We start from the raw sequence: 18782 nt of genomic DNA on the forward strand, positions 1-18782 counted from the left end.
CCCGCCATTAAAAATTGAAATACATTCTTAAACCCGGTTGTTGTTGTGTTTTTAATTCCATGATCCTGTTATCAGGTCGTTCATCCTATTGCAGTTTTTACTCATTACGAGTGGACCCTGTCTGCCCACTCGCATTTCCCTATCTCACATTAAACAGCATCTAAAATCGCACGTGAGATAATGATTTTTTGGATTTCTGAAGTACCTTCAAAAATACGTAAAATTCTTGCATCACGTACATAGCGTTCTAAAGGTAGATCCCGAATATAGCCATAACCACCATGAAGCTGTAATGCTGCATCGGTAACAAAACCAGCACACTCCGCGGCAAATAATTTTGCTGTTGCCGATTGCAAGCTAAAACGTTCGCCTGAATCTCGACACTCCGCAGCACGCCATGTCAACATACGCGCGGCTTCTAATTGAGTATGCATATCTGCAAGTCGCCATTGTGTTCCTTGGTAAGCCGCTAATGGCTTTTTACCGATTTGGCGCTCTTTCACCCAATTTAAGGCACATTCCATGGCAGCACGAGCAATACCTAATGAAGTCGCCGCAACTTCCACGCGACCTTTATCCAACACTTCCATTGCGGTATGGAAACCTTTATTTTCTTCACCTAATAGCGCCGACTCAGGCAGCCAACAATTCAGAGCTAGTTCATAGATTGTACTCCCACGTAGCCCCATCGTTTTCTCAGGTGAAGAAAACTCGACGCCTTCAGTGCCCTTTGGGATCATAAATGCACTAATGCCACGAGCGCCGGCTTCTGGATTCGTTTTGGCGTATAACACGATAAAATCAGCTTCTTTGGCATTGGTAATGTAGTGTTTATTGCCACGAATTCGCCAACCACCATTTTCACGGGTCGCGATAGTACGCATGTCAGCAGGGTTTGATCCCGCCGCTGGCTCTGTTAGGCCAAACGCCCCTAGCATTTCACCGCTTGCCGCTTTCGGTAACCAATACTGTTTTTGCTCCTCCGTTCCCCCAATCAAAATTGAGTCTGTTGCGAGAAAGTGTGCCGTTAAAGCCGATGATGTTGATGCACAAGCCGCTGCCACTGCTTCCACGATCATACTCATTGCTATACTGCCAATGCCAAAACCGCCGTATTGTTCCGGTAAGTTGATCCCCCAACAGCCCATTTCACCCAGTGCTGCTAGGCTTTCTGCACAAAAGGTTTCTGTTTCATCGTAACGCTGCGCATTTGCTTGCAGAATATCCCGGCAAACCTTTTCAACAGCATCTACAATTGCTTGTTCTGTTTCATCAATTTGAAAGCTCATTGTATTGTCTCCGCATTTTTTATTGTGAGATTTGCCGATTTATAAACAGCATTCGCTTCACCTAAGCTAGGTGCCCTTTGCGTCACATGAGGTTTGTACCCATTAAAGAAAACAGGTTGAGACACTAATGGTGTTCCCCCATCATCAAGATGAGTAAGAACAGCACGTACCTTTGCATGTTCGCTCTGAGTTGCCTGCTGCAAATCATGGATTGGCGAAGCAGGAACCCCAGCGTTTAGCAGCAAATCACAAACTTCTTCGACCGTTTTTTGTGATGTCCAACGTTCGATTTCTTTTCGAAGTTCAGCCTGATAAAGCGTTCTTGTAGGATCGTCTTTATAACGAGGGTCATTGCGTAATTCAGGTTTCCCCATACACTCACAAAAACGCTGAAATAACTTTTCACTGGCGATAGCAATAACCACTAAACCATCCTGTGCCTGATAAGTATCAAACGGTGTGGATACAGGGTGTCGATTACCCACTAAGCTGGGCGCTGTACCATTTGCAAATAGGTTAGATAACCCTGTTAGTTGCATACTTAGCAGCACATCAACCATAGCAACATCAATATATTGTGCTTTTTCTTGGTGAGCTTCCCGTGCAAATAGTGCACTACTGATCGCCCAAGCAGCGAATATGCCAGCGCAAACATCACCTATCGATTCTCCACTACGGGTTGGACCTGTTTGTGGAAAGCCTGTCACACTCATTAACCCTGACATCGCTTGTGCCACAATGTCATAAGCGGGGTAATTAGCCAGTGGGCTATCTTGACCAAATCCGGAAATACTGGCGTAAATCAATTTTGGGTTGTGCTGTTTTAGGCTGTCAAAATCAATGCCTAACCTCGCGGTTACCCCCGGTCGAAAATTCTCAACGACGACATCACTCTCTTTGACTAACTGATAAAGGATTTCGCGGTCAGTCTCTGATTTTAGATCTAACTCAATACTGCGTTTGCCTCGATTAATCAGCCCGTAATAAACGCTCTCACCATCAATAAATGGCCCCAAATGGCGGCTATCATCACCATGATCAGGCACCTCAATTTTGATCACCTCAGCCCCTAAATCGGCCATCATGCCTGTGCAATAAGGACCGGCAAGTACGCGACTTAGATCAATAACTTTGATCCCTGATAGTGGCCCTACTCTTTTTGGCTTTGACATCGTATTCATACTGATCCCCTTCTAAATAAGGCCGCCCCTAATCTGAGGCAGGCCAAAGGTGCTACTTGACCATCGGCAAATTCAGACCTTGCTGTTTTGCACAATGTATTGCGATGTCATAACCCGCATCAGCATGGCGCATCACCCCTGTTGCTGGGTCATTATGTAAAACTCGTGCTAGACGTTTATCCGCGGCATCAGTGCCATCACAGACAATCACGACACCCGCGTGTTGTGAAAAGCCCATTCCGACACCACCACCGTGATGTAAACTCACCCATGTCGCTCCTCCCGCGGTGTTCAATAGCGCATTGAGTAAAGGCCAATCAGAGACTGCATCAGAGCCATCTTTCATCGACTCGGTTTCACGATGTGGGCTTGCTACAGAGCCTGAATCTAAGTGATCACGACCGATCACAATAGGCCCTTTTAACTCGCCATTTTTCACCATTTCATTAAATGCTCGACCCAATCTTTCACGATCTTTTAAGCCAACCCAACAAATACGAGCAGGCAGCCCTTGGAATGCGATGCGTTCACGGGCCATATCCAGCCAGTTATGCAAGTGTTTATCGTCTGGGATCAGCTCTTTTACTTTTTGATCTGTTTTATAGATATCCTCTGGATCACCCGATAATGCCACCCAACGGAATGGGCCAATTCCTTCACAAAATAGAGGGCGAATATAGGCAGGAACGAAGCCAGGGAAATTAAAGGCATTACTCACACCTTCATCTTTCGCCATTTGACGAATGTTATTACCATAGTCAAAGGCTGCTGAGCCACGTTTTTGCATAGTCAGCATAGCGTCAACCTGTACTGCCATACTCTTCTTCGCAGCTTTAGTCACTTCATCGACAGCAGTCTGTTGTTTTTCACGCCATTGCGCCAATGTCCAACCTTGAGGTAAGTAGCCATGAACGGGGTCGTGTGCGCTCGTTTGATCGGTTACTGAGTCTGGGGTAATGTTACGTTTTACCAATTCGCTGTAAACATCGGCAGCATTACCTAATAAGCCAACTGAAACTGGCTTACCGCTCTGTTTCGCTTCCTCAATATAGTGCAGCGCTTCATCTAATGAAGTGGCCTTTTTATCGACATAACGTGTTCTTAAACGAAAATCAATGCGGCTTTCATCACATTCAACAGCAATCATACTGAAGCCGGCCATGGTCGCAGCAAGAGGTTGTGCGCCCCCCATTCCACCGAGACCTCCCGTTAGGATCCAACGTCCGGCTGGATCACCATTAAAATGTTGCTTAGCTAAAGATACAAAAGTCTCATAGGTCCCTTGTACGATGCCTTGTGAACCAATATAGATCCAAGAGCCAGCCGTCATTTGGCCATACATCATTAGGCCTTTTTTATCTAGCTCATTGAAATGTTCCCAATTCGCCCAATGAGGGACGATATTTGAGTTAGCAATTAATACGCGGGGGGCATCAGGGTGAGTCGGGAAAACACCAACAGGCTTGCCTGATTGCACTAATAACGTTTGATCATCTTCAAGCGTTTTCAATACTTCTAAAATCTTGTCATAACATTCCCAATCACGAGCAGCACGTCCAATTCCGCCATACACCACTAGACTTTGCGGATGCTCAGCAACATCCGGATCTAAGTTATTTTGGATCATGCGATACACGGCTTCTGTCAGCCAGCTTTTGCAAGTTTTTTCGCTGCCACGTGGGGAGCGGATAACGCGTGTAGAGTCAGTACGGTTTAGCATCGGTGTATCCCCTATTTATCCTTTTTATGTAACTTTTTTGTAACAATCAATGATATTTCTCATTAGTCATTATTTTTTCACTGATAGATTTATTGATTTCAAACCTCCTTCAACTTATTGATATTCAATCAGTTGAAGTTATCTCAGCACTAATTTTCTATCATTTTTATCAAATCATTTATCTTGTTACCTTTAAATATATATACATTTAATTCACAAAGTATATACATTTAAATTTGAATTTTTGCACAAAGATTAGATAGCTAGGGAGGCGATGAGCTATACAATGAGTGATAGCTTGCTGTTTATTCGAAGGAAGATGTATAGACAACTAATTTAATATGCAGAAACAAGTAAATAGCTGAAATGCGAGACGCTTCACATAAACTAGTCATGAAAAGCCCACTATGAGCGATAGGATGCTCGATTATTGCAATCTTTCGCATCAAACCTATTGTAAGTTATCGCAAATAAATTTTATTGGTGATAACTTATGAAGATTAAAAATCCATTTTATAGCCTTACTTCTTGGCTCAATAACGATCACACTCATGAATCAAAAATAGCTAAAGTAAAAAATAGTGATCACTCTTTTCCTGTTAAAACTTCAAAAATAAACCAAGCTGAAAATACACATTGGCAACCTAAAATCACGGATGAAGAGTCTGCCATTGATTTTATTAATCAATATTTTCACCTACCAGAGAATATAGCAAATAAACCCGATACAAAGTTAAGTTTAAAGTCATTATCATTAGATAACCAAAAAGTTACTATTGAATTTAACAAAGAGATCTCCTCTTATTTCAATGAGGAAAATCAAGATAAAACAGATATTCTGATGACACAAAATGAATTGATTGCTGCATTAAACTATCAGATAAGGCGGTGGGGTAAAGGAGATGAAATTATAGAGGATGAAAATTCAAAAATAACAATAAAATCAGAAGATAAGATTTCATGCCTTGAGCAGATATCCCGTGATATAGGTGCAATGAAGATTATTTTCAAATCAGAGAATGGCTCGTCAATTGTATTAGATTCAATAAATGACATTTATTATGCTTTTAAAAAATTACCACCTGAGCACATTAGTCATCTATGTAACATTGCGAACCAAAAGCATATTTTAAACGCTTATATCGATATATATAACACAAATCAAAACCGTGATAAAATCAATATCTCTCAAAGAGAGAATAAAGGAACAGTCCAAATCGAAATAACGGAAAATGGATATTTAATAACATCCCATTGCCGTTATCAACTTGAACAAATTGAGCCTCAACGATTAATTTCCGGGTCTATTATTGAGATAAAGAGAGCAACTTGTTTCAACGTGAATAAAGATCATACGTTAAAATTTGATAATCTAGATAAGCTCACCATAAAGATTGAACTCGAAACCAATCCGACATTAATAAAAATACCTTAAACTATTAAGCCCCTTCAGTATCCAATAGAGGATATGAAGGGGGATTGTTTAGCCGCCTAAGTAGGCACTACGTACTGCTTCATTAGCGAGTAACGCTTTACCACTATCTTCCAATACAATACGCCCATTCTCAAGAACATAGCCGCGATCAGCCAGTTTTAATGCCTGATTGGCATTTTGCTCCACAAGGAAAATAGTCATTCCCGCTTCGCGCAGTTGCAAAATGGTATCAAAGATTTGCATGATAATGATTGGCGCTAGACCTAATGATGGTTCATCAAGTAGCAACAACTCAGGTTGACTCATCAGCGCACGACCAATCGCTAACATTTGCTGCTCACCACCAGACATGGTGCCAGAGCGTTGACTACGGCGCTCATGCAAACGCGGGAACAGCGTATAAACGCGCTCTATGCGCTCTTGATATTGTTGGCGATTAGCAAAAAAGCCCCCCATCGCTAAATTCTCTTCGACGGTCATTCGTGAAAAAACGCGGCGACCTTCGGGTACTAATGCAATATCTTCACGCATAATTTTCGCGGTCGGCAACTGAGTAATATCGACATCACGGTAGAGAATTTGCCCTTCTGAGGCTCGCGGGTCACCGCATAATGTGCTCAGTAGCGTCGTTTTACCCGCACCATTAGCACCGATTAATGTGACGATCTCCCCTTTTTGAATATTCAGGCTCACTTGATGTAGTGCTTGAATTTTTCCGTAATGGGCAGAAACTTGTTTAAATTCTAACATCAATAAGCCTCCCCCAAGTAAGCTTTGATCACATCAGGGTGCTGACGAATTTGATCAGGTGTTCCATTCGCCAAAGGCGTGCCTTGGTTCACCACATAAATGCGATCTGAAATTCCCATCACTAGCTTCATATCATGTTCAATCAATAAGATAGATACTTGGTGATGAGAGCGTAACTCAGCAATTAACTCATCAAGGTCATCAGTTTCTTTCGGGTTTAGGCCGGCCGCGGGTTCATCTAACATAAGAATTTCAGGCCGTGTCACCATACAGCGAGCTATCTCTAACCGACGCTGTTGACCATACGCTAAGTTACCAGCTTGACGGTTAGCAAATTGCAATAAATCGACCCTTTCAAGCCACTTTACTGCATTGTCGATCGCTTCTGATTCCGCTCGTCGAAAGGCTGGCGTTTTCAGTAACCCGGAGAAAATACCACTTTTCAAATGTTGATGTTGAGCAACTAACAGATTCTCAATCACGGTCATTTCTTTGAATAAGCGTACATGCTGAAAAGTTCGGATCACCCCAAGCCGAGCGATCGCCTGACCCGATAAGCCTTCCAAATGCTTTTCTCGGTATAGAATTGAGCCGCCAGTTGGCTTATAAAACCCGGTTAAGCAGTTAAAAATTGTCGTTTTTCCTGCACCATTTGGCCCAATCAAGGAAACGATTTCACCTTGATTTAAGCTCAGCTCAACGTTATTTACCGCTAATAGCCCACCAAAACGCATGGTTAGACCGTTGACTTGTAATAGAGGAGTCATACTTTTTCCCCCTCACTGGCGACTTGCTCGCTATTTTTTAGCTTCATTTGGCGACGTTTCATTGGTAATAGCCCTTGTGGACGCCAAATCATCATCAGCACCATCAATGCCCCTAATAGCAACATACTGTAAGCATTCAAATCACGCATCATTTCTCTTGAGACAACCAGTATAATCGCCGCTAATATCACCGATGTTTGTGAGCCCATCCCTCCGAGCACGACAATGGCTAGTACAAAAGCAGACTCAACGAAAGTGAATGATTCAGGGCTGATAAAGCCTTGGCGAGCCGCAAAAAGCGTTCCCGCAAACCCAGCAAAGGCAGCACTGATCGTGAAAGCGGTTAACTTGATCTTTGTCGGTGATAAACCTAAAGAGCGACAGGCGATTTCATCTTCCCGTAATGCTTCCCACGCCCGCCCTAAAGGCATACGTAATAATCGATTGATCACAAACAGCGTTAATAGCACCAGTAGCAGAGCCACAAAATAGAGGAAAATAATCCTATCGCCTGCGTTGTAATCAAGGCCAAAGAAATTATGGAAAGTATCCCAACCCTCTTTTGCTGTGCGGCTAAACTCTAAACCAAACAACGTTGGCTTAGGCAACTGGCTAATCCCGTTTGGTCCTCCCGTGATTTCCGTGTTATTGAGCAATAAAATACGCACAATCTCACCGAAACCTAAGGTGACAATCGCCAAATAATCGCCTCTTAGCCGCAATACAGGGAACCCCAATAAAAACCCAGCTAAGGCCGCTGTTAACCCAGCAATAGGTAGGCTTTCCCAGAAGCCAAACCCGTAATAATGGTTTAATAATGCAAAAGTATAAGCACCTATTGCATAAAACCCTGCATACCCCAAAACCAGTAAGCCTGATAGCCCGACAACCACATTCAAACCAAGGCCTAACATCACATAAATTAAGGTTAATGTAGCAATATCGACGCTACCTCGAGAAACAACAAAAGGCCAAATAATTGCAGCAATAACAATAACTAATGCAAGGATCTTTTGCCTCGCTGTCGAGCCATCAAAATCAGGTATAGACCACGATTGTTTCGGAACACCTTGCCACACTCTCACCAATGAAGGGCGTATTAGCTGAAAAATAAAGATCACTGCAATCCCTGCAAAAATCCAATTCCAGCGTACCGAATCACCACTTGAAACAACCAGTTTCGTGCCATCAAGTGTCAATTGCAGACCCATCATAAAGACAGAGAGAATAAAGAACATCACAGACGCGACAATGGCATTAATCCAATTTTCTTTTCTCATACTTTCTCGACCTCCGGGCGCCCCAGAATGCCGGTTGGCATGATCAGCAATACACCAATTAATAAACCAAATGACACAACGTCTTTATATTCCGTGCTTAAATAAGCCGATGTCATTGCTTCCGCAACACCGAGAATGATGCCTCCTAGCATAGCGCCAGGAATACTACCAATTCCCCCCAGTACGGCTGCGGTAAAGGCTTTCATTCCAGCCATAAAACCGATATAAGGGTTTATGACCCCATAAAACTGCCCAAGTAGTACTCCCGCTACCGCTGCCATTGTGGCACCAATCACGAAAGTTAATGAAATCACTCGGTCTGTGTTAATGCCTAATAAACTTGCCATTTTTAAATCTTCAGCACAGGCACGACACGCCCTTCCCATACGGGAATAGCGGATAAATAGGGTCAATGCCAACATAGCAAGTAAGGTAACCACCCAAATGGTCAGCTGCATTTTTGTAATGCTCGCTTCAAAGCCATCGCTTTCGCCTAATACCCACTGACCTGTGATCAAACTCGGTAATGCCAGATCACGTGATCCCTGTGACAAGCTGACATAGTTTTGTAGGAAAATTGACATTCCAATTGCAGAGATAAGTGCAATCAACCTTTTTGAATGGCGAACAGGCCGGTATGCGACGCGTTCAATACTCCAACCATAGGAGCTTGAAACAACAATCGCAGCCACGAATGCCGCAGCAATAAGGATCCAACCAACATCAATACCTAGCATCATTAGCCCAGCGATGACAATGAAGGAGACATAGCTACCAATCATGTAAACTTCACCATGAGCAAAGTTGATCATACCAATAATGCCATAAACCATTGTGTAGCCAATCGCTATCAATGCATAGGTACTGCCCAAGGTTAAGCCATTGAGGAGTTGTTGGATAAAATAAAGAATTTGATCTGACATAGGACTATCCTTTAATACTACCATCCCTAAACAGGGCAGAAGCCGGAAGTTGGTAAGCCAACTCCCGGTTCAGCGCCTGAATAGTGAAATTACTTCACTGCAGTGGATGTACCATCCGCATGCCATTCAAATACGCCAAATTCAAAACCTTTCAGGTCTCCATTAGGCTGCCAAGTCAATGACCCCATCACTGTGTCGACTGGATTTGCTTTTAGATCCTTAACCAAATCTTCTGGCTCTCGGCTCCCTGTACGCTCCATTGCTGTCGTCAAGCCTTGAATTGCCGCATACGTAGTCCAAACGAACGGACCGGTTGGATCTTCTTTTTTCGCTTTAATCGCATCCACAATAGGTTTGTTAGTTGGGACTTGGTCATAGCGTTTAGGCAATGTTACTAACATCCCCTCTGAAGCTTCCCCAGCAATATTTGAAAGTGATGAGTTACCTACTCCTTCTGGGCCCATAAAGCGAATATTCAAACCCGATTGCTTCGCTTGACGTAAAATTTGCCCCATTTCTGGGTAGTAGCCACCAAAATAGACAAAATCCACATTCTCTTTTTTCAGTTTGGCTACCAGTGCAGAAAAGTCCTTATCGCCCGCGGTGATCCCTTCAAACATCACTTCTTTAACACCCGCTTTGTTTAGATTTTCACGGACAGAGCGCGCCAAACCTTCACCGTACTGCTGTTTGTCATGAACAACAGCGATACGTTTTGGTTTGATCTCATCGACAATATATTTCGCTGCGGTAGGGCCTTGGTCTGAATCTAGACCTGTTGTACGCATGATCATTTGATAACCACGCGTGGTTAGATCAGCATTGGTTGCAGCCGGCGTGATCATGATAATCCCTTCATCCTCATAAATATCGGATGCAGGTTGTGTTGAAGAAGAGCAGAGATGACCAATAACATAACGAATCCCATCATTGATCACTTTGTTAGCAACAGCGACAGCTTGTTTTGGGTCACAAGCATCATCATATTCAACTGCAACTAAAGTATCGCCGTTGATCCCACCTTTTGCATTAATATCAGCGACTGCTTGGCGAGCACCAGTGAACTCCATGTCGCCATATTGGGCAACAGGGCCAGACATAGCACCAACAACTGCGATCTTCACCTCTTTAGCCCATATCGGCTGGCTAAACACCATCGCAATCGATCCTGCCAGTAACATTTTATTCATTTTTTTCATTCTGTCGTCCCCATCTTCTGTGGTTCTGCATGTTTGTGTTTGATTTATAGTCAATTATTATGATTGGCATTATCGAATGCCTAATATTTAAAAACATAGCCAATAAGGCTATATATTTCATGACATTAAACAAGATAAATATGCTAAATAGCAAATGTATATGGCAGGTAATTACATAATCAGCAGAATAAAAATCTAATGTTATTACGTGGGTTTTTGGTAAATGCCAGTGTTATATTCTAGTTAAATTTAAATTAATCCGAGCTAAACTCGGAAGATCAACCAAGACAAAATCTTCATCTCTAAAATCAAAAAATCGGTTACAGATCACTCTGTCGATGAGTGTGAATGAAAAATAAGCAAAGGGCATACTCTAAATAATGCGAGTTGCAGCTTGGTAGCCATTAAGCATATCCTTAATGACAAACATGGCTATGTGATTACATACAGCAGCAATAATCAATGAGTTACAGCTTGGTGTCTCACTAATATAGATAGAAAGATTATGAAATTAACAATCATTCCTTTGGTCAATCCTACTGAGCAACAATATCTTGACCTGTACAAAATCTGGCCTGACCAGAAGCCAGACCAACTTGCTCATCAATGCCAATCAGAGCAAAAAATCTATGCGGCACGCTTTAATGATCGCCTATTAGCCGCAGCCAAAATTCATCGAGAACAACACAAAGGTACTATCTACGATTTTTTAGTGCGCGAGGTCACTCGTCGCCGTGGCGTAGGGCTCTATTTACTCGACGAAATATGCCGACAAGAGCCTCAAATAACTCATTGGTATTTCAGCTTAGAGGGGGTTTTAGATGCGGATAAAATCGTGATGGAGCAATTTTTATTAGCTTGTCGCTTCACACCAACGCAAGAAAGTCATCGATGGGAAAAACGAGTTTAATACTATGAAATTAAAGCGGATTCACCATGTTGCCATCATTGCCTCCAATTATGCTGCCAGTAAACATTTTTACTGCAAAATTCTTGGATTAACCTTATTAGAAGAGCATTATCGAGCAGAGTCTGATTCATGGAAAGCAGATTTAGCGCTCGACAACCAATACCAAATTGAATTATTTAGTTTTCCTACGCCACCAGCTAGACCAAGTTACCCTGAAGCTTGTGGTTTGAGACATTTGGCGTTTAGTGTGGACGATCTTGACGGATGGATTGAATATTTAAAGCAGCATAATGTTGATTGTGAATCACCACGAATCGATCCCTACACACAAAAAAGGTTTACTTTTTTTGCCGATCCGGATGGACTCCCCTTAGAATTATACAGTGAATGATACAGTGAATGATACTGCGTATTCTGCATTTATTGCCCCGCGCGTGGCGGCGACAATAAATGCAGTAACAGTGAATCAGGAAGGAAATCGATTTTAATAACTCTCTTCTTCGCCTTCTTCCATTGCGGCACGCAATTTTTTCATGGCATTTTTTTCGAGCTGACGGACTCGTTCGGCAGAAACGCCATATTTATCGGCTAATTCCTGTAATGTTGTCTTATTATCATCATCTAGCCAACGAGCACGAATAATATCTTGGCTACGCTCATCTAATGAATCTAATGCGTCGGCTAACCGATCTGTTGCGTGACTTTCCCAATTGTCCTCTTCGATAGAGCCTGCAAAATCAGATGATTTATCTTGTAAGAACAGTACGGGTGCAATAGGTTGCCCTAAATCACCGCTATCATCATCATCAGACATATCAAAAGCCATATCTTGAGCCGCCATGCGTGATTCCATTTCACGTACATCCTTGGTACTCACGCCCAGCTCTTTAGCCACCATATCAACTTCATCTTGATTAAACCAACCGAGACGCTTTTTATTTTTTCTCAAGTTAAAAAATAACTTACGCTGCGATTTTGTTGTCGCGATCTTAACGATACGCCAATTGCGCAACACGTATTCATGAATTTCAGCTTTGATCCAATGGACCGCAAAGGAAACTAGGCGAACACCAATTTCAGGGTTAAACCGACGCACTGCTTTCATCAGGCCGATATTCCCTTCCTGAATTAAATCTGCTTGCGGTAAACCGTAACCTGCGTAGCTACGAGCAACATGTATCACAAAACGTAAGTGCGATAAGATCAGTTGCTTTGCCGCATCCAGATCACCATGGTAATGCAGCCGTTCAGCAAGTTCCTTTTCTTCCTCAGCGGTGAGCATAGGATAAGCATTGGCAGCCCGCATATAAGCTTCAATACTTCCCTGCGGAACAAGTGCTAATGATTGCATGTCTTTGGTCATTCAGATCCTCTTTGAAAAATAAAGAAAAGAGATTAATTTGATGCGATATATAAGATTAGAAAACCGTAGTTTACCAGTTTTACTGAGTTAAATAAATTCTACTTGTGCGATAGCGACAGGTTAATATCAGACAAACCAAGACTTCAAAAGTTCCCAAGCTGTGCCATTTTTATCGGCATAGCGATAAACTATGCCGATAAAAAGGATTATTCAGGCGTAAAATGACGTAAGTGCTGGACTGTCGCTAGCCAAGCTGCCACCCAACCAATCATGGCTGACATAAGGATCACTAATAAAGATTCCTCCCATAGCAAGCCTTCTATATGAAATTGCGTACCAAAAACACTCGCAACTTGTGCTACAACATCGGATAACTTCCACACCAGTAGCGCTGACATAATCAGCGATACTACCGCGCCCAGTGCCCCCATTAACAAGCCACCGTGTAAAAATGGCCGCATAATAAAGCCATCTGTCGCACCGATGAGCTTCATCACATTGATGGTGTCTCGACGCGCAAAAATATTCAAACGCACACTATTACCAATAACAAGGAATAGTGAAATGATCATTAGAATACCAATCACCGAAGCGACTTGCCCGACAAGTTGTGTTAATGCCGCCAACCGAGAGAACCAGCTATCGTCCATACGAACTTCTTCAATGCCATTAACTTGGCTTACTCGATCACGCAGTGTTGTTAACACTTCAGAACTTTGAAAATCCAATTTTGGCGTAATAATTGCCACAGCAGGTAATGGGTTTTCCTCTAGCATGTCTAAGGCGGTACTAAAACCAGACCAACTACGGAACTCACTCATCGCTTGGTCGCGAGATAAGTAGTTTACGTGCTCTACCCCATCAAGCGCTTGCAACTGAGTTACCACATTTTGCCCACCTTGTTCATCCAGCGATTTATCAAGGTAAACAGTTAATTGTGGTGTTGGATACCATTGAGCAGCTGCTTGAGCCACATTTTTCCAGACAATATAACAAAGGCTTGGTAAGGTCAGAGAAATCGCAATGACCATCACCGTTAAAAAGGTTGCTAACGGCTGTCTTAACATATCCGCCAATGTATTCAACCAAGCATAGCGCCATTGTTCACGCCACCCACCTTTCAATGCCTTACTTTTTGATTGCATAGGGCGTTCAGACTTAGATTTGCGAACGTGTTTAGCCATGTTGACCTCCGATCATTCTCCCTTCACTCAGAGTCAGTACACGGTAATTACGCCTCTCAATCAAAGCAACATCATGGGTTGCCATGAGAACCGTCACTCCAACACGGTTGAATTCTTCAAATAACCGCATGATCCCCTCTGATAGTTCACCATCAAGGTTCCCCGTTGGCTCATCCGCAAGTAACATGGTTGGTTTGTTTACGACAGCACGCGCAATCCCAACTCGCTGCTGCTCACCACCCGACAACTGAATTGGAAAATTTTTCGCTTTATCAAGTAGACCCACTTTGTCCAATGCTGCTGAAACTCGTCTGCGAATATCTTCGGAACTTGCGCCCGAAATGATCAATGGCATTGCAACATTGTCGTACACCGTTCTATCAAATAACAGATGATGATCTTGAAAAATCATCCCAATTTGCCGACGCAAAAAAGGGATCTCCCGATTTTTCAAACGACTGATATCATGGCCATTAAACAATATATGCCCAGCACTCGGGCGCTCAATACCACAAATAAGCTTCAGTAGCGTACTTTTACCAGCTCCTGAGTGACCAGTAAGAAAAGCCATTTCCCCTGGTTGTAGATGAAAATCTACCCCTTGGAGAGCCTGCCGGCCACCTCGATAAGCTTTACTGACGTGTTCAAAGCGAATCATCGAAAATTATTCCTCTCGGGCAAATAGAGCCTCGATAAAGTCATCGGCTTTAAATGGACGTAAGTCTTCAATACCCTCACCAATCCCGATATAACGAATAGGAATACCGAATTGATCAGCAATGGAGAAGATCACACCACCTTTTGCTGTGCCATCGAGTTTAGTCAATGTGATACCTGTCAGACCTACAGCATCATTAAAAAGTTTTGCCTGACTGACAGCATTTTGTCCAGTACTTGCATCTAGTGTTAGCATAATTTCATGTGGCGCTTCTTCATCCAGTTTTTTCATCACTCGGACAATTTTTTTCAATTCTTCCATCAGATGTGCTTTGTTTTGTAAACGCCCAGCAGTATCTGCAATCAGAACATCCACGCCTTTAGCTTTAGCTGATTGGATTGCATCAAAAATGACTGATGCAGGATCGGCGCCAGTATGTTGCGCAACAACAGGGATACGGTTACGTTCCCCCCAAACTTGTAATTGCTCAACAGCCGCCGCGCGGAAAGTATCCCCTGCCGCTAACATGACGGTTTTACCTTCAGATTGATATTGGCGAGCTAATTTACCTATCGTGGTCGTTTTACCAACACCATTGACCCCAACCATAAGAATAACATAGGGTTTCTTGTCTTCAATGACTAGCGGTTTATCCACTCCCGCTAAAATATCAGACATTTCTTCACGCAATTTACTGTATAGCGCCTCTGCATCTTTTAGCTCTTTACGGCTTGCGTGAGCGGTCAGGTTATCAATAATTTTACGTGTTGTATCAACACCCACATCGGCAATCAATAATTGTTCTTCTAATTCATCAAAAAGATCATCATCAATTTTCTTGCCAGTAAATAACCCAAGAAAACCTGAGCCTAAATTTTGACGTGTTTTCAGTAGCCCTTTCTTTAATCGAGCAAAAAAACCTTCCTTTTTAGGTTTTTCTTGCTCTGTTTGTTTCGGCTCTTCTTGCTCACTCAGAACCTCATCGCGTAACGCGACGATATCTTGAGCTTCCAGCTTAGCTTGTTCTTCTGCTTGGTGCTGACGTTCTGCTTCTTCCTCAGCTAAACGTGCTGCCTCTTGGCGTTGGCGTTCTGTCTCTTCTTCCGCCGCTTTGGCTGCCGCTAGTTCAGCTTGGTGCTGGCGCTCAGTCTCTTCCTCAGCTAAACGTGCTGCCTCTTGGCGTTGGCGTTCTGCCTCTTCTTCCGCCGCTTTGGCTGCCGCTAGTTCAGCTTGATGCTGACGCTCTGCTTCTTCCTCTGCTAAACGTATCGCCTCTTGGCGTTGGCGTTCTGCTTCTTCTTCCGCCGCTTTGGCTGCCGCTAGCTCGGCTTGATGCTGACGCTCTGCTTCTTCCTCTGCTAAACGTGCCGCCTCTTGGCGTTGGCGCTCCGCTTCTTCTTCCGCCGCTTTGGCTGCCGCTAGTTCAGCTTGATGCTGACGCTCTGCTTCTTCCTCTGCTAAACGTATCGCCTCTTGGCGTTGGCGCTCCGCTTCTTCTTCCGCCGCTTTAGCTGCCGCTAGTTCAGCTTGATGCTGACGCTCTGCCTCTTCCTCAGCTAAACGTGCCGCCTCTTGGCGTTGGCGTTCTGCTTCATCTTCCGCCGCTTTGATTGCGGCTAGCTCGGCTTGGCGCTGACGCTCTGCCTCTTCCTCTGCCTTTTTAATAGCAGCTTGGTCTGCTTGATACTGACGCTCTGCGGCTTCTTCAGCCGCTTTAATTGCAGCCTGCTCCTCTGCTTTTTTCTCTTGATACTGACGTTCAGCTTCTTCTGCCATTTTTGCAGCATCAATGTCTTGTTTTTGCAGCTCTATCTCTTTGTCTGCATCTATCTTTTTTTGTTGTTCTGCTTCTTGCTGTTGAGCCTCTTTCTCGTCTTTACGACCAAAACCCAACCATGAGAAAAAGCCTTTTTTCTTGTCTTTAGCCATCAGCCACTACACTCCTCGCGGTAAAAACATGGCGCTTCATAATTAAATCGCAATAAAATTACATGCAGTCTATCATTTCATCGCGCCGCAACACATATCTGAAAGAAAAATCATGACAATTTAATCTGATTTTTTAAGTTAAAACTGTGAAAATGGCGCGTTACAATAAGACAACGCATTTTATAAAGCTCAACAAAACTGAGTAGCAATGGATATTATGGCAAAAAAACCACAAAGCGCCTCTTTAGGTCAGATACGCATTATCGGTGGCAAATGGCGCGGGCGAAAGCTCCCTGTTCGTGATAGTGAGGGCTTACGTCCCACTACAGATAGAATCAAAGAAACTTTATTTAACTGGTTAATGCCTATCATACGTGAAGCTCGTTGCCTTGACTGCTTTGCTGGTAGTGGTTCATTAGGATTTGAAGCACTATCACGCTTTGCCGATAGTGTGACGTTTATTGAATTGGATAAACAAAACGCCCAGTTACTAACAGAAAATAAAGCGCGCCTGCAATCTGATAATGCTAACATTATCAACGGTAACAGCCTTGAAATACTGGGTCAAAATGGTACACCTTTTGATGTTGTATTTATTGATCCTCCTTTTCGTAAAGGACTCTTAAGCGACACTATCCAGTTGTTAGAAAAAAACCAATGGCTGGCAGATGAAAGCTGGATATATGTTGAGTCAGAGGCGGAGTCACCACTTACTGACATCCCCACTAATTGGCAACTGCATCGTGAGAAAATTGCGGGGCAAGTGGCTTATCGTTTATTTATTCGCCATTCAATTGAGGAAAACAGCCATGCTAGTTAATGCAGGTCGAGTGCTAATGATTTGCGTTTGGGGGTTTATGATATTTAATCTAATCCAGCCTTTTCCTAAGCCATTTAAATATTTTATGGATATTGCCATGATATTTATGATTGTTATGCATGCACTGCAAACTGTCCTCCTGAAAGCAACACTCGCTAAAGGAGAAAAATTATCCGGCTGGTTACAGACCCGAATTTTTTTCTTCGGTGTCTTTGAAATGTTAGCAATGCAAAAAAAGCAAAAACAAGCGCTTGAGAATAATAAGAAAGAATAATTAGGTTATTCGTCAGGCTCAAAACTTAAGAATCGGGTTCCTTGCATACGGAGCGTTCCTTGGCGACCCTGTTCAATAGCTTGATATTGAGATTCACTGACGATCACTTTAATCACAGCCGTATTATTTAGTGGTTTAAAATAGACCTCATAACGAAAGGTTTCAGGTGAAACCACATCCCGTTCACGGGAACGCATATTGGGATAAGGGTAATCTTTTTTACTATCAACAACCACCGAATAACTGACTGGCACAGCATTATCATTGATCTCATTTTGCTTGCGTTGGTCAAAAAAGCGCTTTGTTGCCAAGACAGCAATAACCGCCAATACGATAATAAGTAAGATAGGTTTATTCATAAAGTTAACATTGTGCTTAAAGTGTTCATCAGTATAGTTTATCTTAATCATACAGAAGGAACACCACCCTAGTTGCTTCATTCATTGAATTTATAAGGATGTGTTTATGATTAGTTGGCCATTCCTTGCAGTACTTTTTTCTGGTTGGCTGTATGTTGATGCAGCATATCGTGGCCCTGAGTGGCAACGTTGGTTATTTCGTCCCGTCACACTGATACTGTTATTGCTCTGGGGCTGGAATGCAGATTTTCTCACCACACAAGGATATTTGATCCTTGCTGCATTGGCAGTTTCATTACTCGCCGATATGATGAGAATGTTTTCAAGTGAGCGCTTACTTGCATCTGTAACCTTGCTGTTTGTAAGTTATCTTCTTTATACCATCAGTTTTGGTATGCAGTTAGATTTCAGCCTATATCTCCCTTGGCTCCCAATACCTCTGATTATTGCAGCTATCACTTTAGGTGTAATTTGGACAAAACTCAAAGAGTTACAGGCAATGATCTTTGCATTATTAATCATGAGTATGATTATGGCTTGGGTAGCCGGTGACCAATTCTTTGGCCTAGGTCGCGATTACAACTTCTCAATCATGGTCGGGGCATTTTTGCTGTTTATTTCTAACTGTATTTGGCTAATTGCTCGTTTCCGCTTTCCTTTTAAAGCGTCGAAAGCCATTGTCGCGGCCCTCTATTTCCTCGGACAATTCTTCATTATCCGCGCGGTTTATTTATAACTTTC

At 43.0% G+C, this 18782-nt stretch carries 19 protein-coding genes; 6 read left to right on the forward strand and 13 right to left on the reverse strand.

All coding sequences use genetic code 11. From position 1 onward, the window contains the following. Positions 1–149: 149 nt before the first annotated feature. From I3B46_RS18200 to hutU, 3 genes are read right to left on the reverse strand one after another with little or no spacing between them, the layout of a single operon-like run. Positions 150–1289 carry an acyl-CoA dehydrogenase family protein gene (locus I3B46_RS18200; RefSeq protein WP_104873206.1) on the reverse strand — a complete coding sequence of 380 codons (1140 nt, stop codon included), beginning with the start codon at positions 1287–1289 and terminating at the stop codon, positions 150–152. After that, complete coding sequence (locus tag I3B46_RS18205) at positions 1286–2470, reverse strand: CaiB/BaiF CoA transferase family protein (RefSeq protein ID WP_004925680.1); 1185 nt, start codon at positions 2468–2470, stop codon at positions 1286–1288. Before I3B46_RS18205 ends, I3B46_RS18200 begins: the two co-directional genes overlap by 4 nt. 52 nt (positions 2471–2522) lie before the next feature. Then, entirely contained in the window at positions 2523–4190 is a 1668-nt protein-coding gene (gene hutU / locus I3B46_RS18210; protein WP_104873205.1) for a urocanate hydratase, read from the reverse strand. Positions 4191–4683: 493 nt separating this feature from the next. Here hutU and I3B46_RS18215 point away from each other — a divergent pair, with 493 nt between their 5' ends. Next, positions 4684–5625 carry a hypothetical protein gene (locus I3B46_RS18215; RefSeq protein WP_104873204.1) on the forward strand — a complete coding sequence of 314 codons (942 nt, stop codon included), beginning with the start codon at positions 4684–4686 and terminating at the stop codon, positions 5623–5625. 48 nt (positions 5626–5673) lie between these two features. Here I3B46_RS18215 and livF read toward each other — a convergent pair whose 3' ends face one another. The 5 genes from livF to I3B46_RS18240 all read right to left on the reverse strand — a co-directional run bounded on the left by livF (position 5674) and on the right by I3B46_RS18240 (position 10544). After that, complete coding sequence (gene livF / locus I3B46_RS18220) at positions 5674–6375, reverse strand: high-affinity branched-chain amino acid ABC transporter ATP-binding protein LivF (RefSeq protein ID WP_004925693.1); 702 nt, start codon at positions 6373–6375, stop codon at positions 5674–5676. Further along, positions 6375–7142: a high-affinity branched-chain amino acid ABC transporter ATP-binding protein LivG gene (gene livG / locus I3B46_RS18225; protein ID WP_004925696.1), complete on the reverse strand. Its 768-nt coding sequence runs from the start codon at positions 7140–7142 to the stop codon at positions 6375–6377. Before livG ends, livF begins: the two co-directional genes overlap by 1 nt. Further along, positions 7139–8422: a high-affinity branched-chain amino acid ABC transporter permease LivM gene (locus I3B46_RS18230; protein WP_004925698.1), complete on the reverse strand. Its 1284-nt coding sequence runs from the start codon at positions 8420–8422 to the stop codon at positions 7139–7141. The genes livG and I3B46_RS18230 overlap by 4 nt, the downstream gene beginning before the upstream one ends. Further along, the gene (livH, locus tag I3B46_RS18235) at positions 8419–9345 is read right to left on the reverse strand and encodes a high-affinity branched-chain amino acid ABC transporter permease LivH (protein ID WP_014657532.1); all 927 of its coding nucleotides are present in this window, start codon (positions 9343–9345) and stop codon (positions 8419–8421) included. The genes I3B46_RS18230 and livH overlap by 4 nt, the downstream gene beginning before the upstream one ends. Before the next feature lie 89 nt (positions 9346–9434). Next, positions 9435–10544 (reverse strand): branched-chain amino acid ABC transporter substrate-binding protein, encoded by a 1110-nt coding sequence (locus tag I3B46_RS18240; RefSeq protein WP_004925706.1) that lies wholly within the window; start codon positions 10542–10544, stop codon positions 9435–9437. 505 nt (positions 10545–11049) lie between these two features. On the opposite strand from I3B46_RS18240, the gene panM reads away from it, so the two are divergent. Together panM and I3B46_RS18250 are read left to right on the forward strand one after the other, a co-directional pair. After that, complete coding sequence (gene panM / locus I3B46_RS18245) at positions 11050–11454, forward strand: aspartate 1-decarboxylase autocleavage activator PanM (protein ID WP_014657531.1); 405 nt, start codon at positions 11050–11052, stop codon at positions 11452–11454. Between the two features lie 4 nt (positions 11455–11458). Further along, a complete protein-coding gene (locus I3B46_RS18250) occupies positions 11459–11845 on the forward strand; it encodes a VOC family protein (RefSeq protein WP_104873203.1) in 387 nt (128 codons plus the stop codon). Between the two features lie 93 nt (positions 11846–11938). Here the strand turns inward: I3B46_RS18250 and rpoH are convergent, their stop codons facing one another. The 4 genes from rpoH to ftsY form a co-directional block, all read right to left on the reverse strand. Beyond that, positions 11939–12817 (reverse strand): RNA polymerase sigma factor RpoH, encoded by an 879-nt coding sequence (gene rpoH, locus I3B46_RS18255; protein WP_004925718.1) that lies wholly within the window; start codon positions 12815–12817, stop codon positions 11939–11941. A 206-nt stretch (positions 12818–13023) separates the two neighbouring features. Continuing rightward, positions 13024–14001, reverse strand: coding sequence for a permease-like cell division protein FtsX (gene ftsX, locus I3B46_RS18260; RefSeq protein WP_004925722.1), 978 nt, complete (start codon positions 13999–14001; stop codon positions 13024–13026). Beyond that, complete coding sequence (gene ftsE / locus I3B46_RS18265) at positions 13994–14659, reverse strand: cell division ATP-binding protein FtsE (RefSeq protein ID WP_004925727.1); 666 nt, start codon at positions 14657–14659, stop codon at positions 13994–13996. Before ftsE ends, ftsX begins: the two co-directional genes overlap by 8 nt. A 6-nt stretch (positions 14660–14665) precedes the next feature. Further along, on the reverse strand, positions 14666–16588 hold the full coding sequence (gene ftsY, locus I3B46_RS18270) for a signal recognition particle-docking protein FtsY (protein WP_163762173.1): 1923 nt from the start codon (positions 16586–16588) through the stop codon (positions 14666–14668). 217 nt (positions 16589–16805) lie between these two features. Between ftsY and rsmD the strand changes: the two genes are divergently transcribed. Continuing rightward, a complete protein-coding gene (rsmD, locus tag I3B46_RS18275; RefSeq protein ID WP_169342330.1) occupies positions 16806–17408 on the forward strand; it encodes a 16S rRNA (guanine(966)-N(2))-methyltransferase in 603 nt (200 codons plus the stop codon). Continuing rightward, a complete protein-coding gene (locus I3B46_RS18280) occupies positions 17398–17682 on the forward strand; it encodes a DUF1145 family protein (protein ID WP_004925735.1) in 285 nt (94 codons plus the stop codon). Before rsmD ends, I3B46_RS18280 begins: the two co-directional genes overlap by 11 nt. Before the next feature lie 5 nt (positions 17683–17687). Here the strand turns inward: I3B46_RS18280 and I3B46_RS18285 are convergent, their stop codons facing one another. Then, positions 17688–18041, reverse strand: coding sequence for a DUF2500 domain-containing protein (locus tag I3B46_RS18285; protein WP_169342329.1), 354 nt, complete (start codon positions 18039–18041; stop codon positions 17688–17690). A 106-nt stretch (positions 18042–18147) separates the two neighbouring features. Here I3B46_RS18285 and I3B46_RS18290 point away from each other — a divergent pair, with 106 nt between their 5' ends. Beyond that, a complete protein-coding gene (locus I3B46_RS18290; protein ID WP_004925743.1) occupies positions 18148–18777 on the forward strand; it encodes a lysoplasmalogenase in 630 nt (209 codons plus the stop codon). Positions 18778–18782 lie beyond the last annotated feature (5 nt).

Origin of the sequence: Providencia sp. 2.29 (genome assembly GCF_015832305.1) — a bacterium.
Taxonomy (GTDB): domain Bacteria; phylum Pseudomonadota; class Gammaproteobacteria; order Enterobacterales; family Enterobacteriaceae; genus Providencia; species Providencia stuartii.